This is a genomic window from Mesorhizobium sp. M0663, from assembly GCF_040320585.1.
Taxonomy (GTDB): domain Bacteria; phylum Pseudomonadota; class Alphaproteobacteria; order Rhizobiales; family Rhizobiaceae; genus Mesorhizobium.
In genome coordinates this window covers 84,358-111,153 of record NZ_JAMYPX010000021.1, presented here as the reverse complement: position 1 = coordinate 111,153, position 26,796 = coordinate 84,358, and the positions used below count along the sequence as shown (strand labels likewise).

Here is a 26,796-nt window from a genome sequence, read left to right as displayed (position 1 = left end):
TGATTCCAACCCCGCAAGCCAAACCTGCTACCCAACCAAAACTCCCTTGACACCTCTCCGAAGCAGATGTGTGCGCACGCTAGCCCACAAGGGGAGAAGGGAAAGCCGCACGAAGCGGCTCGCCCCTGGAATGGTAAGGGTGAGGGGCGGCGCCGACCTGACGCGATTATTTGAGGCGTAGCCTTATTTTGTTCTTGCTTTGTGCCGGCAGCTATGCTACTAATTTCGGTATGGTGCTAATTGGCTCCAACGACCCGCCGCGTGGCGGGTTTTTTTGTTTCGCCTGAGATCGGGCGAAGTTCACAACAGAATTACGACCGTCGAGATTACCCCAAACAGTGCGATCAGCAGAAAGTCGGCGATCCGGTAGAGTTTCAGTGCCGCCGGATGTCAGGGATAGAGTTCTGGTCGCTTGCGAAGCTGGAGATTGTTCGTGGACCAGGCGGTAATCGTCTATCTTATTCTCAATGATGGTCAGTTTGGTGCCGCTGACGAACGCGAATCCATTTATGCGCTCGAGAATCGGCTAGAGAAAGCTATCGAGGATGCATCGGTCGGCGAGTTTGACGGTGACTTGTTTGGTGAAGGCGAATGCATCCTCTACATGTATGGGCCAAACGCTGAACGACTTTTTGTCGTAGTCGAACCCTTATTGAAATCTTCTCCCGTAGCTGCCGGTGGGTACGCGATCAAAAGGTTTGGCGTGGAAGCCGATCCGAGCGCAAAGGAAGTCCGTGTTACCTGGTAGGTCGGGTTTGCCGACCCATTCGGACGTTCACGCGGCGATGACGATCACCGCGATCACGCCGAACAGCGCGATCAGCAGTAAGTCGGCGACGCGGTAGAGTTTCAGCGCCCGTCGGATGTCGGTGCTCTCGATATCATCGCGCCGGCCGCCTTCGCCCATCAACGCGTCTTCGACCATGACGCCGTCATAGGAGCGGGGGCCGGCGAGCGCCAGGCCGAGCGCGCCGGCCATCGCTGCTTCCGGCCAGCCGGCATTGGGCGAGCGGTGTTTTTTCGCATCGCGCCGCACGGCGTGCCAGGCGCCCTTGGCGTCGGCGCCCTTGACCAGAAAAGCGGCGAGTACGATCAGCAGCGCCGTCAGCCGCGACGCCGGCAGATTGATCCAATCGTCGAAGCGCGCAGCCGCCCAGCCGAAGGCTTCGTGGCGCGGGGTGCGATGGCCGATCATCGAATCGGCGGTGTTGGCGGCCTTGTAGGCGACGCCGCCGGCGAGCCCGCCGATACCGAGCCAGAAGGCCGGAGCGACGACGCCGTCGGAGAAATTCTCGGCCAGGCTTTCGATCGCGGCGCGGCAGACAGCGGCCCTGTCGAGCTTTTCCGGGTCGCGACCGACGATCCGCGAGACGGCAATGCGGCCCATATCCAGTCCGCCGCTGTCGAGTGCGTCGGCGACCGCTTCGACATGCTCGGCCAGGCTCTTCTGCGACAGCAGCGACGTCGCCAGGATTGCGGTGACCAACAAGCCGAGGGGAATGCTCCAAAGCAAGGTTTCGAGCCAGAGGGCGAGGGCGGCCGGCACCAGCACGATCACCAGCAGCGCGACGACGCCCCAGCCGCGACGGTGGGCGTCGGAATCAGTGGCGCGGTTGAGCCTGCGGTCGAGAAAGGATATCAGCCTGCCGAACCAGGTGACGGGATGGCCAATGGCATCGAAGAGCCGGGCCGGGTAGCCGAGTACAAGTTCGATGGCCAGCGACAGGAAAGTGATCAGGATCGGCATGAAGTCTCTTGATGGAGTGACGGCGGCAGTGGACCACGGCGGAAGCCTTGGCCGGGCGAGGGCGCTTTTCCCTCACGCGCCGCTGCCTTTCGTCGACCTCTCGACCGGGATCAATCCGCACTCCTATCCGCTTTTCGATTTGCCCGCCACCGCCCTGTCGCGATTGCCGGAAACAGCGCGCAGCCGCGACTTGGCTGAACGCGCGGCAAGCGCCTATGGCGCCCCGTCGGCGGCGAATGTCGCAGCGGCGCCCGGCACGCAGATCCTGTTGCCGCGCGTCGCTTCGCTGGTCAGCCCGGGCACGGCGCTGGTGCTCGGGCCGACTTATGCCGAGCATCGGCGGGCAGCGGCGATCGCCGGCCATGCGGCGGCTGAAGTCGATGATTTCGAAGCCCTGGCGGCGGCCGATCTTGCCGTCGTCGTCAATCCCAACAACCCGGACGGGCGCGTCGTCGAGCGCGAAAGATTGCTTCGATTTGCCGGGACATTACGCGCCAGAGGTGGGCTGCTGGTGGTCGACGAGGCCTTCATGGATGTCGGCCCGCGCAGCGAAAGCCTGGCCGGCGACGTCGACCAGGGCGGCATCGTCGTGCTGCGTTCGTTCGGTAAGTTCTTCGGCCTGGCCGGCCTGCGGCTTGGCTTTGCACTGGCCGATGCGCTGACGGTCGAGCGGCTGGAGGCGCAATTCGGGCCATGGGCGGTTGCCGGGCCGGCGCTCGAATACGGCATAAGGGCGCTTGCCGATACCGGCTGGCAGGCCGGGATGCGGCGCCGTCTGGCCGAGGATGCCGCACGGCTCGATACGCTGTTCGGCTGCTTCGGCGTGCCTGTCGCCGGTGGCACCGCGTTGTTCCGCTATATCAGGCTGGCGGGCGCCGCCGGCCTGTTTTCGGTGCTCGGCCAGCGCGGCATCCTGCTTCGGCATTTCGCCGATCGTCCGGATGTGCTGCGCGTCGGCCTGCCGGGAGCCGACGAAGAATGGCGGCGGCTCGAATCCGCACTTGCCGGCTGGGCCTCGCGGCGCGACGATGATGCCAAGGGAGAAACTACCCAATGATCCACGTCTGTTCGCTGTCCAAAGTCGAGGAAACGGTAACGAAGACCGGGGCCGGCCGGCTGCTTTCGCTGCTTGCCGCCGGAACGGAGGTGATGCGACCGGCCTCGATCACCAGGGAAAACCATCTGCATCTGGTCATGCACGACATTGCGGTAGCGCAGGAGGGCATGACGATGCCGGGCGAGGAGCATGTCTTGAACCTGCTCGATTTCGCCCGCCAATGGGATCGCTCGCGGCCGCTGGTGGTGCATTGCTATGCGGGCATCAGCCGCTCGACAGCCTCGGCCTATATCATCGCGGCAGCGCTGGCGCCGAAGCGCGACGAGGCCGAGTTGGCCGAGACGCTGCGCGCGCTGTCGCCCACGGCGACACCCAATCCGCGGCTGATCGCAATTGCCGACGCACTGCTCGATCGCAGGGGCCGGATGATCGAAGCGATCCAGGCGATCGGGCGCGGCGCGGATGCTTTCGAAGGCACGCCGTTCGAATTGAAAATCTGAGCCTAAAAACAAATTCCAGCAAAAGTGCGCAGGAGTTCTAGGACACGGCCAAGGGGCGAATGATGATCGGGAGAATTTTGGCCATCGTTGTTGGCGTGGTCTGCGCGACAGGCAGCGCCATGGCCGCGTCCATGCCGGCTCTCAAGTCGATCGACCTGGCAGCGCTCCAAGCCACTGTCGAGGGTTTGGCCAAGGAACTTATGCTGCCCGGTGCCATGGTTTTGCTCAAGACTCCGCGGGGCAACCTCGTCTTCGGCTACGGTACGACTGAACTGGGTGCCACGAACCCGCCGCGCGCCGATACCCACTTCCGTGCGGCCTCGAACACCAAGACGATGACCGCCGCTGTCATCGTGCAACTGGTGCAGGAGGGGAAACTGAGCTTCGCCGATCTGATCTCGAAATACGTCCAGCGCGTTCCCAACGGCGACGAGATAACCATTCGGCAGCTCATAACAATGCGGAGCGGCCTCCCTAACTTCACCAATGCGCCGGAACTTGCCGAAAGCCTGGACAAGTATCCTTACAGGGTATGGACCGCTGATGAAGTACTCGGCATGGCGTTCAAACGGCCGCCGGACTTCGCGCCGGGTGCCGAATTCGAGTACAACAACACCAACTACTATCTGCTCGGCCTTGTTGCCGAGAAGATCGACGGCAAGCCGCTCTCGACCATCTTCCGGGACCGCCTGTTCGGGCCGCTCGGCATGAAGAACACGGCGTTGCCGCCGAGCACGTCGAACGCCATCCCCGAGCCATACTCAAACGGCTATCTCTACGGCAGTACTTCGTACGCCCTGGCTGATGCGCCCTATCCGGACGACCTCCAGGCTGCGGCCAGGGCGGGAACGCTCAAGCCCAACGACGACACATGGCAGAACCCGTCCGCCTATTTTGCGGCTGGCGGAGTCATCTCCACCGCGGATGACCTCGCGACCTGGATGCGCGCGCTGGTCGGGGGCAAGCTCTTCAATGCCGACTTCCAGCGGCAGTGGCTTGCAAGCCCTGAGGCACCGGAGCCGGGCGAACCCGCCATGCAAAAATACGGCTATGGCATCCTAACGCTGACCTTCGGGCCTAACGAAATCTACTATCACGAAGGCGAGATGCCCGGTTACCAGTCCTTCATGGGCTACGATCCGGCCAATGACGTCACCCTGGTCATATGGACCAACCTGACTCTCGCGCTCGACGGCCAGGCGACCGCCAACACCTTGATGGTGAAGATACTGGACGAAATCTACACGGTGTCGCCGCTTCAAGAGGTGAAGTGAGGATCCTCGCGCGCGAATGGAATCGCCCCTCGTGAGCGAGGCCTGAGCTGGTGGGATCAAACACCTACGCCAACCAATCCGCCAGCTTTGCCTTGCCCACGTCCCTCAGCAGGCCGATGAAGCCGTCGGCCTGATGTTCGGCGGTGAGCCTGCCTTTTTCGGCGGTGGCAATGCTGGCGTCGCCGACCACGCCATTCGGGTTGAGATCGCTGGCGATCCAGGCGAAGGCGTGCGTTCCGGTGTGGCGCAGCAGCGAAAATTCCTTTTCGGCGCGGGCGACCTTGGACACGAAATTGTCGGCCTTGGCCATGTCGACGAGGTCGGGCCGGAAGTGCAGCATCAGCGAGGTCTCGACGTCGCCGCCATGGATGCCGTGGCGGTCTTCGAGCTCGGTGTACATGCCGGCCGGCCGGCCAAAGCGCTGCCAGCTGGTCTTTACCGCCAGCATCTTTGCCCGCACACGCAATTCGCGGGTGACGATGCCCATGATCTCCTCATTGCCGCCATGCGAGTTGACGACAATCAGTTTTCGGACGCCGGCGCGCGCGACCGACAGGCCAAGTTCGGTCCACGCCTCGACCAAGGTCGTCGCCGGCAGGGTGAGGGTGCCCGGTGCGTGCAAATGCTCGTTCGACTTGCCTACCGCCTGGACCGGCAGGATGCGGATGTCGAGATCGCCGGGCAGGCGCGCGATCACCGTTTCCAGCATGCCGTTCATGATCGAGGTGTCGGTCGAGACCGGCAGATGCGGGCCGTGCTGCTCAATCGCCGCCAGCGGCAGAACGGCAATGGTCGCCTCAGGATCGACGGTCGCGTATTCGGTGGTCCGGTAGTCACCCCACCATACGCGTTTTTTTGCAGCGGTCATGTCATGCCCTCTTGAACCGACAAGCCCAGACCTAACGCGGGAACGATCGGCTGTCGATCATCCCGCCGCAATGACCTCGATCTCGACCTTGAATTCCGGCCGGGCAAACCCGGACACGATCATCAGCGTCGAGGCCGGCGCCGGGCTGGCGAACAGCCGGTCGCGAACCTCCATATAGGGGCGCAGGAAGGCGCGGTCGGTGACGTAGGTGTTGATGCGGACGATGTCGGACAGGCCGAGCCCGGCCTCGCCGAGAATCGCCGATATGTTCCGGAAACAGAGCTCGGCCTGTGCGCCGGCCTCCTCGGGGATCTGGTCGTCCGGGGTGATTGCGACCTGGCCCGAACACAGCACCAGCCGCTTGCCGGGCGGCAGTTCGACGCCATGGCTGTAGCGGGCGAAGGGCGGCTTGATCGACTTCGGCGTGAGAAATTTGAACATGGCAATCTCCGTTCACGGCAGCCTAAAGCGGGATCGATGCGGGCATCAAGATGGCGGTGCATGTCACGAGGGCGATTGTGGACAGGCGATCAAAAAATAGGCACGATGCCTTTCGTACAGCATGACCCGTCCGGCCTTCGCGCCGCCATTGCTCAGGCGGGCATTGCACAAGCGGGCGGTCCCGGCGCAACGCGCCGGTGGCATGTGTCTTGCTTCTTGAAACAATGGTGTCGAGCCCGGCGCGTGACGCGCCGGAGCGAACAAAGGGTGGTGTGGATGTACGGAAAACTCAAGATTTCGGCGGGCGTGATCGTGCTGCTTGGCGCAGGCACGCTTGCCGCGGCAGCGAACGAAAAAGTCACCTTCGGCACCAACTGGCTGGCTGAGCCGGAGCATGGCGGTTACTACCAGGCCGTGGTGGACGGCACCTATGCCGCCTGCGGCATCGACGTGACGATCATGCAGGGCGGCCCACAGGTCAGCGGCCGGCCGCTGCTGCTGGCCGGCAAGATCGATTTTTACATGGGCGGCAATCTGCTGTCGGCCTTCGATGCCGTGCAGCAAGGCATACCGATGCGCGTCGTGGCGGCCGACTTCCAGAAGGACCCGCAGGTCATCATGTCCCATCCCGGGCAGGGGCTGGACAAATGGGAAGACCTGAAGAACGCCGACCAGTACATCCTCGGCGACGAAGGTGCGCAGACCTTCTTCCAGTGGATGGTCACCGACCTCGGCTTCGACGCCGCCAAGCGCGCGCCCTACACCTTCAACCCGGCGCCGTTCATCGCCAACAAGAAGTCGATCCAGCAGGGTTACGTCACCTCGGAGCCATTCGCCGTCCAGAAGCAGGGCGGTTTCACGCCGAACCAGTTCCTGCTGGCCGACTATGGCTGGGACACATATGCAACGACGGTCGAGACCATGCAGGAGACGGTCGACAAGCGGCCCGAGGTGGTCCAGTGCTTCGTCGATGGCTCGGCCAAGGGCTGGTACAATTATCTCTACGGCGACAACAAGGCCGCCAACGAGATGATCAAGAAGGAAAATCCGGACATGACGGATGAGCAGATCGCCTTCTCGATCGAGCAGCTGAAGAAGTTCGGCGTGGTCGATTCCGGCGACAGCGAAAAGCTCGGCATCGGCGCCATGACCGATGCGCGCATCCAGAGTTTCTACGACAAGATGGTCAAGGCCAAGGTCACACCGGCGGGCATCGACATCAAGAAGGCCTACACGCTGGCCTTCGTCAACAAGAGCGTCGGGCTCGACCTGAAGAAGTAGGCCGTGAAGCTGGAGAAAGTGGCGCAACAGCCAGGAAGCGTATCAGGGCCGACGCTGTTGGCGCTGCGTGGCGTCGGCAAGGTTTTTTCCAACGGCGTCACCGCGCTCAGCAATGTCGAGCTGACGATCCGGGAAGGCGATTTCCTCAGCCTGCTCGGGCCGTCGGGCTGCGGCAAGTCGACGGCGCTGCGGCTGATTGCCGACCTGTCGACGCCGACCTCGGGCGTGCTCGACTGGCGCGGCAGCGGCGCCCTCGAGCGTTCGAATATCGGCGACCGTTCAAATATCGGCTTCGTCTTCCAGGAGCCGACGCTGCTGCCCTGGGCCGACGTCTTCGACAATGTCTGGCTGCCGCTGCGGCTGAAGGGCGTGTCGCGTGCCAAGGCGGCGCCGGCGGTGATGGAGATGCTGGCGCGGGTTCACCTGACCGGCTTCGAGAATGCCGTGCCGCGCGAACTGTCGGGCGGCATGAAGATGCGCGTCTCTATCGCCCGCGCCATGGTAACCAAGCCGCGCATTCTGTTGATGGACGAGCCGTTCGCCGCACTCGACGAGATCACCCGCTTCAAGCTCAACAACGACCTTCTCGAGCTATGGCAGGATGAGCGTTTTACCGTCGTTTTCGTCACCCACAGCGTCTTCGAAAGCGTATTCCTCTCCAACCGCATCGTCGTCATGGCGGCGCGGCCGGGCCGGGTGTTTGCCGAGCTTGCCGTCGATGCATCCTACCCGCGCGACGAGGCGTTTCGCACCTCGCCCGACTATGCCGCGCTCTGCCGCCAGGCATCCGACGTGCTGATCGGCGCCATCAACTCAACTGCCGGACCGCATCATGACGGCCATTGAAGAACAGATCCCGGCGCTCGACCCGGAGGAGGCGCGCCGCGTCCGCCAGGAGCGCTTCGAGCGCATCGGCAGATGGCTGCTGCCGCTGGCGATCATGATCCTGGCCATCTGGCTGTGGGACCGCGTCTGTGTCTGGAACGACATTCCGAAATACATCCTGCCGCGCCCCGGCGTGGTGTTGCAGACGCTGCACGACGATGCCGGGCTGCTGTTCTCCTCGCTGCTGGTGACACTCAGGATCACCTTCTTGAGCCTGCTTCTCGCCGTGGTCGGCGGTGTCGGGCTGGCAGTGCTGTTCGCGCAGTCGAAATGGGTGGAGATGTCGTTCTTTCCCTTCGCCATCGTGCTGCAGGTGACGCCGATCGTCGCGATCTTTCCGCTGATCAATATCTATGTCGACAACCAGACGACGAAGCTTTTGCTTTGCGCCTGGATCGTCGCCTTCTTTCCGATCCTCTCCAACACCACGCTCGGCCTCAATTCCGTCGACCGCAATCTGCGCGACATGTTCAAGCTCAACGGCGCCACTCGCTGGCAGCAATTGCGCTATCTGCGGCTGCCGGCGGCGATGCCTTATTTCCTCGGCGGGCTGAAGATCGCCGGCGGCCTGTCGCTGATCGGCGCGGTGGTGGCCGAGTTCGTCGCCGGCGCCACCGGCCAGTCGTCCGGCCTCGCCTCGCGCATCATCGAGGCCGGCTACCGGCTCAACGCACCAAGGCTGTTCGCGGCGCTGATCCTGATCTCGCTCACCGGCATCCTGATCTTCCTGGTGCTGTCGCTGGTATCGCATCTCCTTTTGCGGCGCTGGCACGAGAGCGCGCTGAGGCAGGAGCGGTGATGGTGGGCAGCGCCAGCACCCCCCTCTGTCCTGCCGGACATCTCCCCCTCAAGGGGGGAGATTGGATGCTATCCAGGATTTCGCTAATCGCCAACGTTGCAAGACGAGCGCCATGGGCGAGGCTGCCAATCTCCCCCCTTGAGGGGGAGATGCCAAGTAGTGGTAAAGAGGGCAGGACAGAGGGGGGTAGGCTTTGATAGCAGCTTCTGGTTCCTACCATCTCGCCAAGGTTCGGCTTCATGCTTCACTTACGCCGGGCTTTTCCGGAGCCTTCGATACCGACGGGTTTGGGCTCGCCGATATCGCAATCGCCGATGGCAAGATCTCCGGGATTACGGCGCATCGATCCAACGCACCGGCGGACGCCACCGATCTCGGCGGCCGCATCGTGCTGCCGTGCTTTGTCGACTGCCACACCCATATCGACAAGGGCCATATCTGGCCCCGAAAGCCCAACCCGGACGGCACCTTCATGGCCGCTTTGAACGCCACCGGCGCCGACCGCGCGGCGCGCTGGAGCGCCGACGACGTTGCCCGCCGCATGGATTTTTCGCTGCGCTGCGCCTACGCGCACGGCACCAGGGCGCTGCGCACGCATCTCGACAGCGTCGCGCCGCAGGAAGAGATCTCCTGGCCGGTGTTCGAGACGATGCGGGAGAAATGGCGCGGCCGCATCGAGCTGCAGGCGGCCTGCCTGCTCGGCATCGAGGGCGTGCGCGACAGGAAATGGTTCGAGAGGCTGGCCAAACGGGTGGCTGCCGCCAAGGGTGTCCTCGGCGTCGTCACCTACATGGTGCCGGATCTCGAAGAACTGCTCGACCAGGTGTTTGCGCAGGCGATCAAGCATGGCCTCGACCTCGATTTCCACGCCGACGAGACCGACGATGTCTCTGCGATCTCGCTGAAGAAAATCGCCGAAGCCGCCCTTTGGAACGGTTTTGACGGGAACATCCTGGTCGGCCATTGCTGCTCGCTGGCACGCCAGCCCGATCTCGACGTGCTCGACACGCTGGATAAGGTCGCCAAGGCCGGCCTGGCGGTGGTGTCGCTGCCGATGTGCAATCTCTATCTGCAGGACCGGCGCGGCGACAACACCACGCCGCGCTGGCGCGGGGTGACGCTGCTGCACGAGATGAAGGCGCGCGGCATTGCCGTCGCCGTCGCCTCCGACAATACGCGCGACCCGTTCTACGCCCATGGCGATCTCGACATGCTGGAGGTCTATCGCATGGCGACGCGTGTCCTGCATCTAGACCATCCCGTCGCGGACTGGCCGCAAGCTGTCACCGCAACGCCGGCCAAGGTGATGCGGCTCGATAATTTCGGCACGCTTGCCGCCGGAGCGCCGGCCGATTTCGTCGTCTTCAGGGGGCGAAGCTGGACGGAATTGCTGTCACGGCCCGAATCGGATCGCATCGTCGTGCGCGACGGCCAGGCGATCGAGCGCCAGCTGCCCGATTATGCCGAACTCGATGATCTGATGGTGGAATGATGGATATTGCGGCGCTCAAGCGCGACCTGGACGGTTTGAAGATCGACGACCATCCGGCGATCGTCCAGCAGAAGAGCCGCGACTTCTACTGGTACAGCCCGGTGCTGAAGCAGCAGCTCGAGCACGTCACCGGTGACCTGATCGTGACGCCGAAAACCGAAGACGAGGTCGTCCACATTCTCGCCGCCTGCCACCGGCACGGCGTGCCGGTGACGCCGCGCGGCAGCGGCACCGGCAATTACGGCCAAGCGATGCCCTTGTCCGGCGGCGTCGTGCTCAATCTCGCCGAGATGAACGCGGTCAAGATGATCGCGCCGGGCCGTGTCGTCACCGGCCCCGGCGCCGTGCTCGCCGACATCGACAGAGCGACGCGGGCGCATTCCGGCCAGGAGCTCCGCATGTCGCCGTCGACCTACAACACCGCATCGATCGGCGGCTTCGTCGCCGGCGGCTCCGGCGGTATCGGTTCGATCCGCTGGGGCGGACTGCGCGACCTCGGCAACGTCATCCGGCTGAGGACCGTGACGATGGAGGCTGAGCCGCGGGTCATGGAGCTCACCGGCGAGGACGTGCTGAAGGTCATGCACGCCTACGGCACCAACGGCATCATCACCGAAGTCGAGATGCCGCTGACCGCCAGCTATGACTGGATCGACGTCATCGTCGGCTTCGACGATTTCATGGATGCGGCCGGCTTCGGCAACGATCTCGCCATCCAGGACGGTATCCTGGCGAAACTGATCACACCGATCGCAGCACCCATCCCCTACGATTACTTCAAGCGCCACCAACGGTTTTTCCGGCGCGGCCAAAGCATCGTCGTCCTGATGATCGCGCCGCATGCGATGGATGCCTTCCTCGCCTTCACGGCGCGCAGCAAGGGCGAGATCGTCTTTCGTGCCGACAAGGAGGCCGATCTCAAAGGGCTGCCGCCGGCCTATGAGCTGACCTGGAACCACACGACGCTGCGTGCCATCCGGGTCGATCCGACGATCACCTATCTGCAGACCCGCTATCCGTCGCCGGACCACCTCGGCCACGTCAAGGCGATGGTCGACCGCTTCGGCGACGAGGTGCCGGCACACCTTGAATTTATCCGCTTCGATGGCGCCATCGGCATCGCAGGGCTGCCGCTGGTCCGCTTCACCACGGCGGAGCGGCTGGACGAGATCATCCGCATCCACGAGGACAATGGCTGCTGGATCTTCAACCCGCACCGCTACACGCTGGAAGAAGGCGGCATGAAGCGCACCGACGAGGTGCAGCTCGCCTTCAAGCGCGAGACCGACCCGCAAGGGCTGCTCAATCCGGGCAAGATGATCGCCTGGGAGAACCCGGACTATGATTATCGCTCGGGCAAGTCGTTCCTGTTCAAGGGACTGGAGAAGGCGGGTTGAGACGATGACGGGCGTGTGGCGCTGTACCCCCCTCTGGCCTGCCCTCTTTGCCACCACTTGGCATCTCCCCCTCAAGGGGGGAGATTGGCAGTTCCATCGTCTCGACCATCTTCCAACGTCGTCAACTGGCGAAAGCGATACTGACAGCCGATCTCCCCACTTGAGGGGGAGATGCCCGGCAGGGCAGAGGGGGGTGCTTGGTGCCGACTTGCGAGATGTTCTCCTGTGAACGTCTTCGTCCTCTACGCTCATCCTGTGGAGACCAGCTTCAACGCCGATCTGCACCGGACGATCATCGAGCGGCTGAAGGCCGCCGGCCATGTCGTCGACGACTGCGATCTCTATGCGGAGGGTTTCGATCCCAGGCTGACGCGGGCCGAACGGCTGTCCTATCACGACGAACGCAGCGACGGCGATCCGGCGTCAGCCTATGTCGAGCGCTTACTGCGGGCCGAGGCGCTGGTGCTGTCGTTTCCGGTGTGGAACTTCGGCTATCCGGCCATTTTGAAAGGCTTTTTCGATCGCGTCTTCCTGCCCGGCGTGTCGTTCAAGCTGGTCAACGGCAAGGTGCAGCCGTCGCTGCACAACATTCACAAGGTCGCGGCGGTCACCACCTATGGCGGCAGCCGGTTCCGCGCCATGCTGATGGGCGACCCGCCGCGCAAGCTGGTCAATCGGGTGCTGCGCGCCACCATCAAGCCTGGCGGGTCGGTCTCCTATCTCGCGCATTACTCGATGAACCTGTCGACGAACGAGACGCGGACGAAATTCATCGCGAAGGTCGCTGCCAAGATGGACGCGTTCTGACGCGGGAGGGGACTTTTCCTTCTCCCCTTGTGGGAGAAGGTGGATCGGCGCGTAGCGCCGAGCCGGATGAGGGGTGCTGGAAGAAACGCGGCGTGGGAAGATTGGGACGGGAGCGCTAAACGCTAATTCCGTTGAGGTAGCGATCCTTCCAACACCCCTCATCCGACCGAGCTTCGCTCGGCCACCTTCTCCCACAAGGGGAGAAAGAAAAGAGTTACATCCGCACCCGTTCCGATTTCGGATCGTACATCGGCTTGAGCGAGGCCTCGGCGGCAAAGCGCTCGCCGGCGATCTCGATTTCGTAGGACGACGCCAGCACGTCCGCCTCGCTTTCGCCCTTGCAAGTCACGTAGCCAAGCCCGATCGCGCCGCCGAGATGATGGCCGTAATTGCCCGAGGTGATCGGGCCGACGATCGTGCCGTCGCGCAGGATCGCCTCATTGTGGAAGAGCAGGGGCTCGGGGTCATTCAGGCGGAACTGCACCAGCCGGCGTGACAGGCCGGTTTCTTTCTTCTTCAGCACCGCATCGCGGCCAAGGAAGTCGCCCTTGGCCGTTTTCACCGCGAAACCCAGCCCGGCCTCCAGCACATTGTCCTCGTCGGTGATGTCGTGGCCGAAATGCCTGAAGGCCTTTTCGATGCGGCAGGAATCCAGCGTATGCAGGCCGCATAGCTTCAGGCCGGCGTCAGTGCCGGCTTCCGCGATGGCCTCGAAGACATGGGCAGCCTGGTCGGTCGAGACATAAAGCTCCCAGCCGAGTTCGCCGACATAGGTGACGCGGTGAGCGCGGGCCAGGCCCATGCCGATCTCGATCTCCTGAAACGTGCCGAACGGGTTGTTGTTATTGGAGAAATCATTCGGGCTGACCTTTTGGATCAGCTTCCTCGAATCCGGGCCCATCAGGCAAAGCACGGCTTCGGCAGCGGTCACATCGGTGATGACGACGAACTCGTCGGCAAGATGTTTTCTCAGCCAGGCCAGGTCGCGTTGCAGCGTGGCGCCGGGCACGACGAGGAAGAAGGCGGTTTCGGACAATCGCGAGACGGTGAGGTCGCTCTCGATGCCGCCGCGCTGGTTGAGCATCTGGGTGTAGACGATCTTGCCCGGCGTCACGTTCATGTCGTTGGCGCAGAGCCTTTGCAGGAAGGCGCAGGCGTCGCGGCCCTCGACGCGGATCTTGCCGAACGAGGTCATGTCGAACAGGCCGACGCCGTTTCGGACCGCCAGATGCTCCTCGCGCTGGTTATCGAACCAGTTCTGCCGTTTCCAGGAATAGCGGTATTCGCGCTCCTGGCCCTCCCGCGCAAACCAGTTGGCGCGCTCCCAGCCGGCGACCTCGCCGAACACGGCGCCGCGCACCTTCAGATGCTCGTGCAGCGGCGAACGCCTTATGTTCCGCGAGGTTGCCATCTGGCGGTAGGGGAAATGATCGGCGTAGAGCAGGCCGAGCGTTTCGGAGACGCGCTCTTTGAGATAGCGGCGGTTCTTCTGGAACGGCTGGGCGCGGCGGATGTCGACCTCCCAGAGGTCGAAGGGCGCCTCGCCGTCATTGATCCATTGCGCCAGCGCCATGCCGGCGCCGCCGGAGGAGACGATGCCGATCGAATTGTAGCCGGTCGCCATCCAGTAGCCGGAAAGCTCCGGCGCCTCGCCGAGATAGTAGCGGTCGTCGGGCGTAAAACTCTCGGGACCGTTGAAGAAGGTGTGAATACCGGCGGTGGCCAGCATCGGCATGCGGTTGACGCCCATTTCGAGGATCGGCTCGAAATGGTCCATGTCCTCCGGCAACTGGTCGAAGCAGAAATCCTCGCTTATGCCGTTCATGCCCCAAGGCTTGGCCACTGGCTCGAAAGCGCCGAGCATCATCTTGCCGGCATCTTCCTTGTAGTAGGCACACTCGTCCGGCACGCGCAGCACCGGCAAGCGGGAAAGCCCGGGGATCGGTTCCGTGACGAGATAGAAATGTTCGCAGGCGTGCAACGGGATGGTGACGCCGTTCTGCGTGCCAAGTTCGCGTGCCCACATGCCGGCGCAGTTGACGACGATATCGGCTTCGATCAGGCCTTGCTCGTCGCCCTGCGCCCAGGAAATGCCGGCGACGCGGCCGGCCCTGGTATGCACCTTGGTCACCTTGACGTTCTCGACGATCGTTGCACCGCGCTGGCGCGCGCCCTTGGCCAACGCCATGGCGATATTGGCCGGATCGCACTGGCCGTCGAGCGGCAGGTGCACGGCGCCGACCACATCTGATACATTGAGATGCGGGTACATCTGCTTGACTTCGTTTGGCGAAATCTCGCGCACGTCGACATCGAAGGCGCGGGCGAGAGACGCCTGCCGATAGATCTCGTGCTTGCGCTCCTCGGTCAACGCCACCGTGATCGAGCCGACCTGGCGCATGCCGGTGCCGACATCGGTCTCGGCCTCCAGCTTGACGTAGAGGTCGGCCGAGTACTTCGCCAGCCGCGTCATGTTCTGCGAACCGCGCAATTGGCCGATCAGGCCGGCGGCGTGCCATGTCGTGCCCGAGGTCAGCTGCTTGCGCTCGAGCAGCACGATATCGGTCCAGCCGAGCTTGGCCAGATGATAGGCGACCGAGCAGCCGGAGACGCCGCCGCCGATGATGACCGCCCTCGCTTTGGGAGGAATGGCCTTGGTCGGAATGGTTTTGGTGGGTGAGGCGCTCATGCGGCCTCACGGCGATAGAAGGAGGCGAAGCGGCGCAGGCGTGTGGCGGCCTCCATCAGCACCGGCTCAGGCTGGCAGAGGCTGAAGCGGATGTGGCCGGCTGCAGCCTCGCCGAAGCTCGAGCCGGGCATGACGCCGACCTTCTCCTGGTCGAGGAAAGCCCAGGCGAATTTTTCGTCGTCCGGCTCGATCGCCGATATGTCGAGCATGACGTACATGCCGCCTTCGGAGCCGCGCACGGTGATGTTGTTCATACCGCGCATGGCATCGAGGACGACGGCGCGCCTTGCGGCATAGCGCTCGGCGATCTCCTTGACGCCGTAACCATTTTCGAGCGCCTCAGCGCAGGCGAGGCTGATGAAGGCCGGCAGGCCGTAGGTCATCACCAGATTGAGGTCGGTCAGCAGCGAGACCATCTCCTCGGGCCCGGTCAGCCAGCCCATGCGCCAGCCGGTCATGCCGTGGCTCTTCGACATCGAATTGATGACCAGCGTGCGTTCCGCCATGCCGGGCAGCGAGCGTGGTGAGACGTGCTCGCCGCCGACCAGCGTCCAGTAGACCTCGTCCGACAGCAGCCATAGGTCATGCTCGCGGCAGATCTGCGCCAGATCCTCCAGGCGCTCTCGCGAATAGACGGCGCCCGTGGGGTTGTTGGGCGTGTTGATCAGGATGGCGCGGGTGTTCGGCCGAAGGGCGGCGCGAATGTCGGCGGCGCGCGGCTGAAAGCCATCCTCGGCGGGGGTCTCGACGACGCTGAACTCGGCGCCCGCCGCACTGAAGGTGTTGGGATAGGTGGCGTAATACGGCGCGACGACGATAGCATGGTCGCCCTGGTCGAGAACCGCTTGAATGGCCGCGTAAAGCGCGGCCTGCCCGCCCGGCGTGGCGATGACCTGGTCGGGATTTGTCGCAACGCCGGTGCACCGCATCGAGGCCGCCGCCATCGCCTTGCGCAGGCGTGGAACGCCGGCAAGCGGCGTGTAGTGGTGATTGCAGGCGCGGACGGCCGTCACGCAGGCTTCGATCGTCTCGCTCGGCGTGTCGAAATCATGGTCGCCGACCGACAGCATGATGATGTCCTCGCCGGCCTGCTTGCGCGCCCAGGCAGCGGAATGAACCTCCCAGCCATCCTTGCCCGAAGGCACGATGCCGGAAATGCGCGATGATGGCCTAGGCATTATGCTGCTCCCGAAATTTCATAACCGGCCTGTTCGAGCCGGTAGCGCAGCGCGGCGATGTGGGCCGGTCCGACTTCGCAGCAGCCGCCGACGATGCCGGCGCCGGCCTCGACCCAACCGACCGCCTGGCCGGCATAGGCATCCGGATCAAGGTCGTGGCGGGCGTGCAGCACGTCCACGGTACCGCCATGCTTGAGCGCCTCAATCGAGGTGAAGCCGTTGGCATAAGCGCCGACTGGACCGCCGAGAGCGATCAGTTCGGGCAGCGCTGCAGCGATCGCTTCGGGCCGGCAGCAATTGATCAGCCGGGCCGCGACGGGCAGGCCGGCAAGAGCGCCCGACGCCGCCGCAATGGCTTCGCCGCTGCGCAGGCGCGGCGTGCCGTGGTCGGCAAGCGTCCACGACACCCATACGGGCTTGCCGCTTTCCGACGCCGCGGTGACGGCGGCGCGCGCCTCTTCGGCCGACGCCATGGTTTCGCACAGAAACAGATCGACGCCGTCCGCCTGCTCGGCAACGATACGGCGATAGATGTCGAGCGTATCCTGGAAGGATATCGTCAGCGCCGGCGCATAGCTGCCGAACAGCGGCGACAGGCAGCCGGCGATCGCCGCGTCGCCGGCCTGGTCGCGGGCTTGCCTTGCCAGTTCGATGCCGCGCTTCTGCAGCGGCTTGAACAGCTCTTCCGCGCCTTCGCGTGCCAGCCGCTCCGGCGTGGCTGAATAGGTGTTGATGGTGATGACGCGGGCGCCGGCGCGGATGAATTCCGCATGCAGGTCGCGCACCAGATCCGGTTCGTCGATCAGCACCCTGGCCGACCACAGCGGCGTCGGCTCGGAACTGCTACGGCGGACCAGCTCCTGGCCCATGCCGCCATCGGTAAGGATGACAGTCTTCATGCTCTGAGCCTCTCGTTCTTTGGATCCCATAACGGCTCATCCTTCTGCACGACCGCCCGAAAACGTTCGCCGAAGATCTCGATCTCGACCGCGGTTCCCGGCTCGGTGAGGTCGGCGCGCAGCATGCCGAGCGCGATCGACCTGTCGATGCGATGACCCCAGCCGCCGGATGTCGTCTCGCCGACGATCCGGCCGTCATGCCACAGCGTCGACATGGTGGGCGCATCGCAGTCGCCGGGGTTTTCGACAACCAGCGTGACGAAGCGCTTCTTGATGCCCTGCTGCTTCTCGTTTTGCAGCGCCGTCTTGCCGCGGAAGTCGGGCTTATCCCATCTGACGAATCGCTCCAGCCCGCCCTGCAGGATCGAATAGTCGGTCGACAGGTCGCCCTTCCAGGTACGGTAGCCTTTTTCGAGCCGCAGCGAATCCAGCGCGTACATGCCGAACGGTTTTAGTCTATGCCTCTTCCCGGCCGCCCAGACGGCGTCGAAGATGGCTGCGGTATCGTCGACCTTGCTGTGGATTTCCCAGCCGAGCTCGCCGGCGAAGGACACGCGCACCAGCTTTGCCCAACGTCCGGCGATACTGGTTTCCTGATGCGTCAGCCAGGGCAGGGTGAGGTCGGCTGCGCAGAGTTCGGCGAGGATTTTTCGCGAGTTGGGGCCGGCGAGGATCTGGGTGGAGTATTCCTCCGTCCGGTCGACCAGCTTGAATGTGGCGTCCTTCGGGATGCGCGATTTCAGCCATTCGAAATCATGCCACTGAGCCACAGCGGCGGTGATCAGCGTCATCAGGTTCTCGTCGTGGCGGACCACCGACATTTCGGTGACGATGCGGCCCTTGTCGTCGGCAAAATAGACGAGGCCGATGCGGCCGGGTTTCGGCACCAGGCCTGTCACCTGGAGGCTCAGCCATTCGGCGGCACCCGGACCATCGAGATTGAAACGGGAAAACCCCGGCAGGTCCAGAATGCCGGCGGCATCGCGGACGGCGAGGCATTCCTCGCGCACACGATGCTGCCACGGCCCGTCGCGGCGGAAAGTCAGCGTGGATTCTTCGGAGATGTCGTCGCCTGGCTTCGCATACCAGGTGGCGCGTTCCCAGCCATTATAGGCGTCGAACCGGGCGCCGAGTGCCTTGATGCGGTCGTGGAGCGGCGACAGCTTGCGGTCGCGCCCGGCCGGCCAGGCATGGCGCGGAAACTGGATGGCATATTCGTTGCCGTAGATCTCCATGCCCTTGGCGACGCAATAATCCGGGGCCGAGGCAAAGGCGGTGAAACGGCGTGGATCGCAGGACCACATGTCCCATTCGGTCTGGCCTTCGGTCACCCACTCGGCCAGCACCTTGCCGGCGCCGCCGCCCTGGGCGATGCCGAAGGTGAAGACGCAGGCCTCGAAGGCGTTGGGCACGCCGGGCATCGGCCCGATCAGCGGGTTGCCGTCCGGCGCATAGGGGATCGGCCCGTTGATGACCTTTGAAAGGCCGGCGGTGCCGAGGATCGGCACGCGGGCGACAGCATCGGCCAGGTAATGTTCCAGCCGATCGAGATCGTCGGGAAACAGCTGGAAGGAAAAGTCGTCGGGCATCGGGTCGTTGTGGCCGACCCAGTGGGCGCGGCAATTGCGCTCATAGGGGCCGAGATTCATGCCGTTCTTTTCCTGGCGCAGATAATAGGACGTATCGACGTCGCGCAGCAGCGGCAGCTTCTTGCCCTGTTCCTTCGACCACGCCGCCAGTTCGGGGATTTCCTCGAACAGGATATATTGATGGCTCATCACCATCATCGGCACCTCGCGGCCGAACATCCTGCCGACTTCGGCGGCGCGGTAGCCGGCGGCGTTGACGACGATCTCGCAGCGGATCTCGCCTTGCGCCGTCTCGACCACCCACTCGTGATTGTCTCGGCTCACGCCGGTGACCGGACAGAAGCGGATGATCTTCGCGCCCATGTCGCGCGCGCCCTTGGCCAGTGCCTGGGTCAGCTGCGCGGGGTCGATATCGCCATCATTCGGATCGTAGAGCGCGCCTTTCAGCTCATGCGTCTCGATGAAGGGGTAACGGCGCTTAATCTCGTCGAGCCCGACCACGTCGATATCCATGCCCTGGTAGCGGCCCATGCCCTTGGCGCGCTGGAATTCCTGCATGCGCTCCGCGCTATGGGCCAGCCTGAGCGAGCCGGTGACGTGGTAGTTCATGGGATAGCGGACCTCGTCGGCCAGCCGGCGATAGAGCTCGGTCGAATAACGCTGCATGTTCATCAGCGACCATGACGAGGAGAAAGTCGGCACGTTGCCGGCGGCATGCCAGGTCGAGCCGGAGGTCAGCTCGTTCTTCTCCAGAAGCACGCAGTCGGTCCAGCCCGCCTTGGCGAGATGGTAGAGCGAGGAGGCGCCGACGGCACCGCCTCCGATGATCACAACGCGTGCCGTGGTCGGCAAACCGGCCATGTTCTTCTCCGACTATTTGTTTTGATGCATGTCGTTGTCCCAAAACCGCCACGCACTTTTGGGCGACATGCATTCGTTCAATAGACAGGCGGCGAAACCACCCAGATGACGACAGCCGGCTCGGCTCCAGGATTGCGCCAGCGGAACGGCTTGCCGTCGAAGCGGAAGGAGTCGCCTTCGCCAAGCCGGTGCCAGATGCCAGCAATTTCGATGTCGAAACTGCCCGAAGCGACGTAGCCGGCTTCCTCGGTCGGCCGGCGCGCCTCGGCCTTCATCTCGGCACCCGGAGCGAAGACCGAACGCAGCATCTCGAAGCTACCGCCGAGATCGGGCGACAGAAGCTCCTCCACCAGGCCGGAATCGCTTGTGCCAAGCGTGCGCCGGTTGCCGGCGCGCACGACCACGCCGCGCTCGGTCTCGACAGGCACGTCATGGCTGAAGAACAGGCTGACCGGCACGCCGAACAATTCGGCGAAGGCCCTGAGATCGCCGAGCGACGGGACCGACAGACCGCGCTCGACCTGGCTGACCCAGCCGACGGAACGGCCGAGCTTCAGTGCGATTTCAGCAAGCGTCAAGCCGCGCGCCTTGCGCAACGCGCGAATGTCGCCGGCCAGCAGCCGTTCGCCGCTGTCCTGTTCCGATCTGGCGGCGGTTGAGGGCAAAGCCATCCCTGTCTTGGTGAAAAATTCCCAGCAAATTTCATTTGATGGCGGGTTCATGAAAAAATCAAGAGGATTTTCACGCAACCACAAGATTTACTTGCGCCATTTTGACGGTTCGGGCAAAGGCTCGGCGCACGAGCGGCGAGTGGGGCGCCCGGTCGAGGCGGGTAGGCTATCGGGCGTTCAAAAAGACGCGCAAGGATGCTCCCCATCACTTCTAGTCGGCGCATGATCCTTCCGGAAAATCGGGTTCGGGATCATACGCAAAAGGACGGCCCATGCTGGAAAACAACTCCCGGATTGCGGCGGCGATCGTCGATGACGCGATCACCTCGCGGCGGTCGGTACGCGCCTTCTTGCCCGATATGGTCGACGACGAGACCATCCGCGATATTCTCGCCGTTGCCGCGCGCGCGCCCTCAGGCACCAATATGCAACCCTGGAAAGTCTATGTGACGAAGGGCGAGGTCAAGCAGCGCATCACCGACGCCATCCTCAGCTCGGGCATCCGCGCCGAAAAGGCCGAGTGGGACGAGTACCGCTACTATCCCGACCAGTTCTTCGAACCCTATCTGACGCGACGGCGGGCCAACGGCTTCGGCCTCTACGGCGTGCTCGGCATCGGCCGGCGCGAGGTCGACAGGATGCGTGCGCAGCACGACCGCAACTTCGTCTTCTTCGACGCGCCGGTCGGCATGATCTTCACCGTCGACCGGCGGCTGAACAAGGGGTCGTGGATCGACTACGGCATGTTCCTGCAAAACATCATGGTCGCCGCGCGGGGCAGGGGCCTGCACACCTGTCCGCAAGCTGCCTTCGCGCCCTATCACCGGCAGATCAGGCCGGTGCTCAACATTCCCGACGAGGAGATCGTCGTCTGCGGCATGGCGCTCGGCCATGAGGATACGTCCAAGCCCGAAAATGCCTTCCGCACCGACCGCGCGCCGCTGGAAGAGTGGGTGACGTTCGCGGAGTGACGTGAAGCGCCGTCCGGCTCTACTGCACTTCGTAGCCGACTTCCTCGCTCGCATGGCAGAGCGCTTTCCAGAACGAGCGGGCAAACGAGCGGAACACATAGATGTCGAACTGATCGGCGCCGGTGCGCTGGATCTGCGCGAAGATGTCGTGATGCATGGTCGAGCGGCCGGCGCCGATCGGGAAGGCCGGCAGCGCGAAGTCGATGGCGAAGAATTTCGCCAGCACCCACTCGGCCTTCGGCCCGGCGATACGGATCGCGGTGCGGCCGTGCGAAAGGTCGGTCACCGTACCGATGGCCGAAGTGACGACACTGGCAAAGGCCGGCGCCAATCCCTCGGCTTCATCGACCACAGTGAACTTTCCCGGCGCAAAGCCGAACACCGACCTGGCGCCGTTCGTCACACCGCCACCGGCGCCGTCGGGCAAAGCCAGGCCGGTGACCGCATGGATGCCGGCCATCAACTTCTTCTCCTCGCCGGGCCAGGCGGCGAGCTGCAGGATCGAACCCGGCCTGGTTTCGGAGAGGATGATTTCGACACCATGCTCGAAATTGCCATGCGAGCCCGGATGCAGCACCGGCTCAAGCGGCGATTGGCGTTCAACCATGCATGCGGCTCCCGTCCGGATCGAAGAAATGGTTGGAGACGATCTCGACCGGCCCGAACCGGTTGCGCAGCGGGTCGGAGACATAAGCGCGCGTGCCGCGCCGCGCCTTGCCGCCCTTGACCAGGGCAAGCGCGATATATTTACCCAGCGCCGGCGAATAGCAGCAAGCGGTGATGTGGCCAAGCGAGCCGTGCGGATTGGCTTCGTCAAGCTCCTCGACGATGTGTGCGCCGCCATTGAGCGGCTGGTTGTCGAGCGAAACAATACCGACGAGTTCCAGGCGGTCGGGCGCGATCAGCCCCTCGCGGTCCATCATCGCCGAACCGATGAACGGCTTCTTCTTCGACAGCATCCAGTCGAGATGCAGGTCGCGTGCCGTGGTACGGCCGTCGATCTCGGCACCGGTGACGTGGCCTTTCTCGATGCGCATGGTGCCCAGCGCCTCCAGCCCGTAGGTCACCAGCCCGAACGGCTTGCCGGCTTCGATCAGCGCCTCCCAGACATGGGTGCCGTAGCCGGCGCCGGAATAGACCTCGAAGGCCATTTCGCCGGAGAAGGACAGCCGGCAGATCATCACCGGCACGCCGGCGATTTCGCCGTGGACGATGCCCATGAAGGGCAGGGCGGCATTGTCGACGGCAGTGCCGCTGACGCAAGCAGCCAGTATCTGCCTTGCCTTCGGCCCGCCGATGGCGGCACCGGCCCATTGGTCGGTCACCGAGGTGACGTGGACCTTCAGCGCCGGCCAGATCACGTCGAGGAAATATTCCAGATGCTGCATCACCTTGCCGGCATTGGCGGTGGTGGTGGTCATCAGGAAATCCTGCTCGCCGAGGCGCCACGTGGTGCCGTCGTCAAAGGCGAGACCGTCCTCGCGCAGCATCAGCCCGTAGCGCGCCTTGCCGACGGCCAGCGTCGAAAACATGTTGGTGTATAGGCGGTCGAGGAATTCCGCCGCGTCGGGGCCTTGCACCGCGATCTTGCCCAGTGTCGAGACATCGACGATGCCGGCGCTCTCGCGCGTGCCTCTCGCTTCGCGGACATAGGCCTGCTCGATCGTCTCGCCGGGATGGCCGTAGATCATCGGCCGATACCACAGGCCGGCGGAATACATGGTGGCGCCGTTGGCGACGTGCCAGTCATGCATCGGCGTCAGCCGCTCGGGCTTCAGATCGCCGAAGCGTTCGGCGGCTAGCGAGCCGATCGACACCGCCGAAAAGGGCGGGCGAAAGCGCGTCGTGCCGACCTGCGGGATCGGCTTGCCCAGCGCCTCGGCCATTATGGCCAGGCCGGGTATGTTGGAGCTCTTGCCCTGGTCGGTTGCCATGCCGAGCGTGGTGTAGCGCTTCAGATGCTCGACCGAGACGAAGCCTTCGCGATGCGCCAGCCGCACGTCATCCGCCGTCACGTCATGCTGGAAGTCGACGAAGCTTTTTCCTTCGGCCTTGATCTCGAACACCGGCGCCGGATCGGGATCGCCAGGTGCTGCTTCGACGGCAGGCAAGGCCGCCGGCGTGGCGGTTGCGCCCGCAGCGGAAAGACCGGCGGCGCGACCTTCGGCGATCGCCTCGGCGGTGGAGAAACTGCCGGTGAAGGCGCCGGCGCCGATCCATTGCTGTGTCGTCGGCTTGGGCGGCAGGAACGCTTGCAATGCTTCGTTCCATTCCGCTTTGGCTCCGGCCTGGCTGGCCAGATGAATGGTCGGCGACCAGCCGCCCGACATCAATAGGCAATCGGCGTGGATGCTGCGCGCATCGCCGGAAAGCGCGCCGTTGACCATGTCGAAGCGCTGCACCTTGAAGCCGGAAAGCGCCTTGCCGCCCTCGGTGGCGATCACCGCGTGGCCAGAAAGGATCTCGGCCTCGGTCTCGCCGGCCAGCTTGCGCATTTCGCTCGAAAGCTCAGGGCGCACGTCGATGATGGCGACGACCACGGCGCCGGCCTTCTTCAGCGCCAGGGCCGCGCGATAGGCGCTGTCATTGTTGGTGAACAGCCCGATCCTGTCGCCGGGCAGCACGCCATATTCAATGGCATAACGCTCGGCAGCATGCGCCAGCATTACGCCTGGCCGATCATTGCCTGGAAAGACCAGCGGACGCTCCAGGGATCCGGTGGCCAGCACCACCGACTTGGCGCGGATCGTCCAGTAGCGATGGCGCGATTCGCCCTTGCCGGGCGTTTCCTTGTGGTCGGTGACACGTTCGAGCGCGGCAAGCGTGTTGCCGTCATAATAGCCCCAGACGGTGGTGCGCGGCAGCAGGCGGACATTGTCACGGCCTTCGAGCTGGCCGGCGGCGCGCGCTGCCCAGTCGGCGGCCGGCATGCCATCGATCGTCTCGCCCGACCAATTGGCCGAGCCGCCGAAATGCGGCTCGAGCTCGGCCAGGATGACGCGTGCACCCTGATCGGCAGCCGCCCTGGCGGCCATCAGCCCCGCCGGGCCGGAGCCGACTACCAGCACATCGCAGAACGCGTTCATGCGTTCGTAGCGCGCCGTATCGGGAGCCGTGCCTGCCTTGCCCAGGCCGGCGGCACGGCGGATGAAATGCTCACAGAACATCCAGAAGCGAGTGCCCTTCAGCGGACCGATCACCGGTCCCATGAAGGTCTTGTAGTAGAAGCCGGCCGACAAAAGCTTGCCGCCGAGCTGGTTCACGGCACTGATGTCCCAGGCAAGCGAAGGGAAGCGGTTCTGGCTGATTGCGGCCAGCCCGTCATAAATCTCGACCATTGTGGCGGGGATGTTCGGCTCGCGAACCTCGCCCCTCAACACTGTGACCAGCGCGTTCGGTTCCTCGACGCTGGCGGTCAGCAGGCCGCGCGGGCGGTGATATTTGAACGAACGCCCAAACAGGGTGACGCCGTTGGCCAGCAGCGCCGAAGCCAGCGTGTCGCCGGCATGGCCGGTATAAGGCGCGCCGTCGAAGGTGAAACGGATGGTCCGCAGCCGGTCGATGCGGCCCCCGGCCTCTGTACGGCGCGGGCTCATGGCTTGTCCTCGGCCCGGTGCCGCGCAACCGAGTTGTGGTCGCCGCGCGCGAACGCGGTGCTGGAGATCTCGTGCGTCAGCGTGTTGCGCACGACCCTGAGATGGGCGCGGCAGCCGCCGGAATGCTGCCAGATCTCATTGTGGTCGCCGGCTGGATTAAGCCGGTCGTAGACATAGGCGTTCCAGGCGTCGAGGTTCTGCGAGGCGGGCTGTGGGCGCTGGCGATTGCCGTCGCCCTGATAGGTGAATTCGATCACGTCGCGCGGGCCGCAATAGGGGCAGGTGATGAGCATGGATCTCTAACCTAATGCAGCCGGGGCGTGGCGCCCTGGCCCTTGTCGTCGATCACCAGGCCACGGTAGAAGCGGTCGAGCGTGAAGGCCGCGTTGAGACCGTGCGGCTCGTCCTTGGCAATGGTCCAGGCAAAGCACCAGCCGGAAGCCGGCGTCGCCTTGAAGCCGCCATAGCACCAGCCGCAGTTGAGATACATGCCCGGCAGCGGACCGGTGGTGATGATTGGCGAGCCGTCCATCGACATGTCGCAGACGCCGCCCCATGAGCGCAGCATGCGGACACGGGCCAGCCCAGGGAACAGCGCCAGCATCTCGCTCATCACCTCATCGACGATCGGCAGGCTGCCGCGTTGGGCGTAGCTGTTGTAGCCGTCGAGATCGCCGCCATAGACAAGGCCGCCCTTGTCCGATTGCGACATATAGAAATGGCCCATGCCGAAGGTCAGGACCGTATCGATGAACGGTTTTAGCGATTCGGTGACGAAGGCCTGCAGCACGTGGCTCTCGATCGGCATCGTCTCGATGCCGGCAAGCCGCATGACCCGCCCGGTGCTGCCGGCAACCGCGACCGCTACCTTTTTTGCGCGGATTTCGCCGCGCGTTGTCGTGACGCCGGTGATGCGGTCGCCGTCGCGCAGGAAGCCGGTGACCTCACAATTTTCGATGATGTCGACGCCGCGGCGATCTGCGCCGCGCGCATAGCCCCAGGCGACGGCGTCGTGGCGGGCGGTGCCGGCGCGCCGCTGCATCAGGCCACCGACGATCGGGAAACGCGCGGTGGCTGAGACGTCGAGCGCCGGCACCAGGCGCGCGATTTCGGCCGTGGTCATCAGTTCGGCGTCGACGCCGAGATGGCGCATGGCGTTGCCGCGCCGGGCATAGTCGTCGAGCTGAGCAGGTGTGTGGGCGAGGTTCAGGCAGCCGCGCTGCGAGAACATGACGTTGTAGTTGAGGTCATGGGCCAGGTTCTCCCACAGCTTCATCGAATGCTCGTAAAAGCGCGTGTTGGCCGGCAGGAGATAGTTGGAACGGACCGCCGTGGTGTTGCGGCCGACATTGCCGGAACCGAGCCAGCCCTTCTCCACCACGGCGACATTGGTGATGCCGTGCTCCTTGGCGAGATAGTAAGCGGTCGACAGGCCATGGCCGCCGCCGCCGATGACGATCACGTCGTAGGACGCCTTCGGGTCGGGCTTGCGCCAGGCCGGCCTCCAGTCCTTGTTTCCGGTCAGCGCGTTCTTGAGAAGCGAAAAGGCCGAATATTCCGCCATTCTTATTGTCATCCATTTCAGGCTTTGCGGCAGACTATAGAGCAGGCGGCCAACGCAAAGCCAAGATTGCGCCATCGCTTTTCGACTCCCCGACTTCGACTGGATTGGCCGACTTCGACTGGATTGGCCGACTTCGATTGGCGGACTTCGAAAACGAGCCGCCTGGCATGACTTGCCCCGTGATATGAGCGTCTTTATCAAGGACGTGCTTCAAAACTGCCGCTGCCGTC

23 protein-coding genes are annotated in these 26,796 nt (G+C 64.0%); 11 read left to right on the top strand and 12 right to left on the bottom strand.

Annotated features, from left to right (window positions below; translation table 11 throughout):
* Window positions 1-433 precede the first annotated feature (433 nt).
* Window positions 434-748, top strand: a complete 315-nt coding sequence (locus NKI54_RS26990) for a hypothetical protein (RefSeq protein ID WP_051406122.1) — start codon at window positions 434-436, stop codon at window positions 746-748.
* A 27-nt stretch (window positions 749-775) separates the two neighbouring features.
* Here the strand turns inward: NKI54_RS26990 and cbiB are convergent, their stop codons facing one another.
* The gene (cbiB, locus tag NKI54_RS26985; RefSeq protein ID WP_352635670.1) at window positions 776-1,747 is read right to left on the bottom strand and encodes an adenosylcobinamide-phosphate synthase CbiB; all 972 of its coding nucleotides are present in this window, start codon (window positions 1,745-1,747) and stop codon (window positions 776-778) included.
* Between cbiB and cobD the strand changes: the two genes are divergently transcribed.
* The 3 genes from cobD to NKI54_RS26970 all read left to right on the top strand — a co-directional run bounded on the left by cobD (window position 1,746) and on the right by NKI54_RS26970 (window position 4,578).
* The gene (gene cobD / locus NKI54_RS26980) at window positions 1,746-2,804 is read left to right on the top strand and encodes a threonine-phosphate decarboxylase CobD (RefSeq protein WP_352635668.1); all 1,059 of its coding nucleotides are present in this window, start codon (window positions 1,746-1,748) and stop codon (window positions 2,802-2,804) included. The genes cbiB and cobD overlap by 2 nt on opposite strands.
* Complete coding sequence (locus tag NKI54_RS26975) at window positions 2,801-3,304, top strand: tyrosine phosphatase family protein (RefSeq protein WP_352635666.1); 504 nt, start codon at window positions 2,801-2,803, stop codon at window positions 3,302-3,304. Before cobD ends, NKI54_RS26975 begins: the two co-directional genes overlap by 4 nt.
* A 62-nt stretch (window positions 3,305-3,366) precedes the next feature.
* Window positions 3,367-4,578 carry a serine hydrolase domain-containing protein gene (locus tag NKI54_RS26970; protein WP_352692732.1) on the top strand — a complete coding sequence of 404 codons (1,212 nt, stop codon included), beginning with the start codon at window positions 3,367-3,369 and terminating at the stop codon, window positions 4,576-4,578.
* Between the two features lie 64 nt (window positions 4,579-4,642).
* Here the strand turns inward: NKI54_RS26970 and NKI54_RS26965 are convergent, their stop codons facing one another.
* Window positions 4,643-5,446 carry a creatininase family protein gene (locus NKI54_RS26965; protein WP_352692731.1) on the bottom strand — a complete coding sequence of 268 codons (804 nt, stop codon included), beginning with the start codon at window positions 5,444-5,446 and terminating at the stop codon, window positions 4,643-4,645.
* Between the two features lie 57 nt (window positions 5,447-5,503).
* On the bottom strand, window positions 5,504-5,887 hold the full coding sequence (locus tag NKI54_RS26960; protein WP_352617542.1) for a RidA family protein: 384 nt from the start codon (window positions 5,885-5,887) through the stop codon (window positions 5,504-5,506).
* 276 nt (window positions 5,888-6,163) lie between these two features.
* On the opposite strand from NKI54_RS26960, the gene NKI54_RS26955 reads away from it, so the two are divergent.
* The 6 genes from NKI54_RS26955 to NKI54_RS26930 all read left to right on the top strand — a co-directional run bounded on the left by NKI54_RS26955 (window position 6,164) and on the right by NKI54_RS26930 (window position 12,548).
* The gene (locus NKI54_RS26955; protein WP_352692730.1) at window positions 6,164-7,168 is read left to right on the top strand and encodes an ABC transporter substrate-binding protein; all 1,005 of its coding nucleotides are present in this window, start codon (window positions 6,164-6,166) and stop codon (window positions 7,166-7,168) included.
* 3 nt (window positions 7,169-7,171) lie between these two features.
* Window positions 7,172-8,014 carry an ABC transporter ATP-binding protein gene (locus NKI54_RS26950; protein WP_352692729.1) on the top strand — a complete coding sequence of 281 codons (843 nt, stop codon included), beginning with the start codon at window positions 7,172-7,174 and terminating at the stop codon, window positions 8,012-8,014.
* Entirely contained in the window at window positions 8,001-8,852 is an 852-nt protein-coding gene (locus tag NKI54_RS26945) for an ABC transporter permease (RefSeq protein WP_352454637.1), read from the top strand. The genes NKI54_RS26950 and NKI54_RS26945 overlap by 14 nt, the downstream gene beginning before the upstream one ends.
* A gap of 193 nt (window positions 8,853-9,045) precedes the next feature.
* Window positions 9,046-10,344: a cytosine deaminase gene (locus NKI54_RS26940; protein WP_352692728.1), complete on the top strand. Its 1,299-nt coding sequence runs from the start codon at window positions 9,046-9,048 to the stop codon at window positions 10,342-10,344.
* On the top strand, window positions 10,341-11,741 hold the full coding sequence (locus NKI54_RS26935) for an FAD-binding oxidoreductase (protein WP_502898250.1): 1,401 nt from the start codon (window positions 10,341-10,343) through the stop codon (window positions 11,739-11,741). The genes NKI54_RS26940 and NKI54_RS26935 overlap by 4 nt, the downstream gene beginning before the upstream one ends.
* Window positions 11,742-11,966: 225 nt before the next feature.
* Window positions 11,967-12,548 carry an NAD(P)H-dependent oxidoreductase gene (locus tag NKI54_RS26930; protein ID WP_023676544.1) on the top strand — a complete coding sequence of 194 codons (582 nt, stop codon included), beginning with the start codon at window positions 11,967-11,969 and terminating at the stop codon, window positions 12,546-12,548.
* Between the two features lie 214 nt (window positions 12,549-12,762).
* On the opposite strand, the gene NKI54_RS26925 is transcribed toward NKI54_RS26930, so the two are convergent.
* The 5 genes from NKI54_RS26925 to NKI54_RS26905 form a co-directional block, all read right to left on the bottom strand.
* Window positions 12,763-15,237: a GcvT family protein gene (locus tag NKI54_RS26925; protein WP_352692727.1), complete on the bottom strand. Its 2,475-nt coding sequence runs from the start codon at window positions 15,235-15,237 to the stop codon at window positions 12,763-12,765.
* Window positions 15,234-16,415, bottom strand: a complete 1,182-nt coding sequence (locus NKI54_RS26920) for a pyridoxal phosphate-dependent aminotransferase (protein WP_352692726.1) — start codon at window positions 16,413-16,415, stop codon at window positions 15,234-15,236. Before NKI54_RS26920 ends, NKI54_RS26925 begins: the two co-directional genes overlap by 4 nt.
* Window positions 16,415-17,314 carry a homocysteine S-methyltransferase family protein gene (locus NKI54_RS26915; protein ID WP_352692725.1) on the bottom strand — a complete coding sequence of 300 codons (900 nt, stop codon included), beginning with the start codon at window positions 17,312-17,314 and terminating at the stop codon, window positions 16,415-16,417. Before NKI54_RS26915 ends, NKI54_RS26920 begins: the two co-directional genes overlap by 1 nt.
* Complete coding sequence (locus NKI54_RS26910; RefSeq protein WP_352692724.1) at window positions 17,311-19,764, bottom strand: GcvT family protein; 2,454 nt, start codon at window positions 19,762-19,764, stop codon at window positions 17,311-17,313. The genes NKI54_RS26915 and NKI54_RS26910 overlap by 4 nt, the downstream gene beginning before the upstream one ends.
* A gap of 77 nt (window positions 19,765-19,841) precedes the next feature.
* The gene (locus tag NKI54_RS26905; protein WP_031211731.1) at window positions 19,842-20,435 is read right to left on the bottom strand and encodes a helix-turn-helix domain-containing protein; all 594 of its coding nucleotides are present in this window, start codon (window positions 20,433-20,435) and stop codon (window positions 19,842-19,844) included.
* A gap of 272 nt (window positions 20,436-20,707) precedes the next feature.
* Between NKI54_RS26905 and NKI54_RS26900 the strand changes: the two genes are divergently transcribed.
* The gene (locus NKI54_RS26900) at window positions 20,708-21,406 is read left to right on the top strand and encodes a nitroreductase (RefSeq protein WP_352452121.1); all 699 of its coding nucleotides are present in this window, start codon (window positions 20,708-20,710) and stop codon (window positions 21,404-21,406) included.
* 19 nt (window positions 21,407-21,425) lie between these two features.
* On the opposite strand, the gene NKI54_RS26895 is transcribed toward NKI54_RS26900, so the two are convergent.
* Genes NKI54_RS26895 through NKI54_RS26880 form a run of 4 tightly spaced genes read right to left on the bottom strand, consistent with a single transcriptional unit; the run spans window position 21,426 to window position 26,566 of the window.
* Window positions 21,426-22,013 carry a sarcosine oxidase subunit gamma gene (locus NKI54_RS26895; RefSeq protein ID WP_023676538.1) on the bottom strand — a complete coding sequence of 196 codons (588 nt, stop codon included), beginning with the start codon at window positions 22,011-22,013 and terminating at the stop codon, window positions 21,426-21,428.
* The gene (locus NKI54_RS26890; RefSeq protein WP_352623287.1) at window positions 22,006-25,002 is read right to left on the bottom strand and encodes a sarcosine oxidase subunit alpha; all 2,997 of its coding nucleotides are present in this window, start codon (window positions 25,000-25,002) and stop codon (window positions 22,006-22,008) included. Before NKI54_RS26890 ends, NKI54_RS26895 begins: the two co-directional genes overlap by 8 nt.
* Window positions 24,999-25,295, bottom strand: coding sequence for a sarcosine oxidase subunit delta (locus tag NKI54_RS26885; RefSeq protein WP_023676536.1), 297 nt, complete (start codon window positions 25,293-25,295; stop codon window positions 24,999-25,001). Before NKI54_RS26885 ends, NKI54_RS26890 begins: the two co-directional genes overlap by 4 nt.
* Window positions 25,296-25,306: 11 nt before the next feature.
* On the bottom strand, window positions 25,307-26,566 hold the full coding sequence (locus NKI54_RS26880) for a sarcosine oxidase subunit beta (protein ID WP_352635649.1): 1,260 nt from the start codon (window positions 26,564-26,566) through the stop codon (window positions 25,307-25,309).
* Between the last annotated feature and the right edge of the window lie 230 nt (window positions 26,567-26,796).

Bases quoted from the DNA above. Each gene is read 5' to 3' on its own strand.
- NKI54_RS26900 (WP_352452121.1), top strand. From the start codon at position 20,708: ATGCTGGAAAACAACTCCCGGATTGCGGCGGCGATCGTCGATGACGCG.
- cbiB (WP_352635670.1), bottom strand. From the start codon at position 1,747: ATGCCGATCCTGATCACTTTCCTGTCGCTGGCCATCGAACTTGTACTC.
- NKI54_RS26955 (WP_352692730.1), top strand. From the start codon at position 6,164: ATGTACGGAAAACTCAAGATTTCGGCGGGCGTGATCGTGCTGCTTGGC.
- NKI54_RS26905 (WP_031211731.1), bottom strand. From the start codon at position 20,435: ATGGCTTTGCCCTCAACCGCCGCCAGATCGGAACAGGACAGCGGCGAA.
- NKI54_RS26925 (WP_352692727.1), bottom strand. From the start codon at position 15,237: ATGAGCGCCTCACCCACCAAAACCATTCCGACCAAGGCCATTCCTCCC.
- NKI54_RS26895 (WP_023676538.1), bottom strand. From the start codon at position 22,013: ATGGTTGAACGCCAATCGCCGCTTGAGCCGGTGCTGCATCCGGGCTCG.
- NKI54_RS26890 (WP_352623287.1), bottom strand. From the start codon at position 25,002: ATGAGCCCGCGCCGTACAGAGGCCGGGGGCCGCATCGACCGGCTGCGG.
- NKI54_RS26960 (WP_352617542.1), bottom strand. From the start codon at position 5,887: ATGTTCAAATTTCTCACGCCGAAGTCGATCAAGCCGCCCTTCGCCCGC.
- NKI54_RS26920 (WP_352692726.1), bottom strand. From the start codon at position 16,415: ATGCCTAGGCCATCATCGCGCATTTCCGGCATCGTGCCTTCGGGCAAG.
- NKI54_RS26910 (WP_352692724.1), bottom strand. From the start codon at position 19,764: ATGGCCGGTTTGCCGACCACGGCACGCGTTGTGATCATCGGAGGCGGT.
- NKI54_RS26880 (WP_352635649.1), bottom strand. From the start codon at position 26,566: ATGGCGGAATATTCGGCCTTTTCGCTTCTCAAGAACGCGCTGACCGGA.
- NKI54_RS26915 (WP_352692725.1), bottom strand. From the start codon at position 17,314: ATGAAGACTGTCATCCTTACCGATGGCGGCATGGGCCAGGAGCTGGTC.
- NKI54_RS26945 (WP_352454637.1), top strand. From the start codon at position 8,001: ATGACGGCCATTGAAGAACAGATCCCGGCGCTCGACCCGGAGGAGGCG.
- NKI54_RS26970 (WP_352692732.1), top strand. From the start codon at position 3,367: ATGATCGGGAGAATTTTGGCCATCGTTGTTGGCGTGGTCTGCGCGACA.
- NKI54_RS26935 (WP_502898250.1), top strand. From the start codon at position 10,341: ATGATGGATATTGCGGCGCTCAAGCGCGACCTGGACGGTTTGAAGATC.
- NKI54_RS26965 (WP_352692731.1), bottom strand. From the start codon at position 5,446: ATGACCGCTGCAAAAAAACGCGTATGGTGGGGTGACTACCGGACCACC.
- NKI54_RS26975 (WP_352635666.1), top strand. From the start codon at position 2,801: ATGATCCACGTCTGTTCGCTGTCCAAAGTCGAGGAAACGGTAACGAAG.
- cobD (WP_352635668.1), top strand. From the start codon at position 1,746: ATGAAGTCTCTTGATGGAGTGACGGCGGCAGTGGACCACGGCGGAAGC.
- NKI54_RS26885 (WP_023676536.1), bottom strand. From the start codon at position 25,295: ATGCTCATCACCTGCCCCTATTGCGGCCCGCGCGACGTGATCGAATTC.